The organism is Myroides albus, assembly GCF_009711045.1.
Lineage (GTDB): Bacteria > Bacteroidota > Bacteroidia > Flavobacteriales > Flavobacteriaceae > Flavobacterium > Flavobacterium album_A.
This window is the reverse complement of the sequence record NZ_WMJX01000127.1, coordinates 1-803: the sequence shown is the minus strand read 5'-3', so window position 1 is coordinate 803 and position 803 is coordinate 1. Positions and strand designations below refer to the sequence as shown.

Annotated in this window: 1 protein-coding gene; it reads left to right on the top strand. The window is 28.3% G+C overall.

The features are described from left to right. Window positions 1-787, top strand: a 787-nt coding sequence (locus GJV76_RS15625) for an IS982 family transposase (protein ID WP_155093503.1), incomplete at its 5' end; no start/stop codon positions are given. Window positions 788-803: the final 16 nt, after the last annotated feature.

The following is an 803-nucleotide window of genomic DNA, read 5'->3' as shown; positions in this document are numbered from 1 at the left end:
AATGACTGATATAGAAGTTATTGCATTGAGTTTAACTGCTGAATATATGTCTATCGACAGTGAAAACTCATTGTTTAAACAACTTAATAAACAAGAAATACCAAACTTACTTGAGCGAAGTCAATTCAATAAAAGAAGGCGAAAACTTTTTTTACTTTTAGAGGAAGTTAGGATAAAATTAGTTTCTCGTTTTTTAGAATTCGAAGATTACTTTATTGTAGATAGCATGCCTTTAGAAATATGTAAGTTTTCCCGCCATCGAAGAATTAAAATCTGTAAAAACGACTTTGAAACTGCTCCTTCTAAAGGGTTTTGTGCTTCCCAAAACAATTGGTTTTATGGTTATAAATTACATGGTGTTTGTTCTGTGAGCGGTATTTTTCATTCTTTAGATATTACAAAAGCTGAAGTTCATGACATTCATTTTTTGAAAACAGTAAAAAATCAATTATCTGATTGTGTATTACTTGGAGACAGAGGTTACTTGTCTCAAAATGTTCAGTTAGATTTATTTCAAACAGCTAATATCAAATTAGAAACACCTAAAAGAATTAATCAAAAAGATTACAAACCACAACCTTATATCTTTAGAAAATCAAGAAAACGAATAGAAACGCTATTTTCGCAATTATGTGATCAATTTAAAATCAGAAACAATTATGCCAAAACATTTTTAGGTTTTAAAACAAGAATTTTAGCCAAAATAACAGCCTTGACATTGGTTCAATATGTCAATAAATTCATTTTTGATAGACCTATAAATAATATTAAAAATCAAATCATTTAATTACACCCAACGGGTT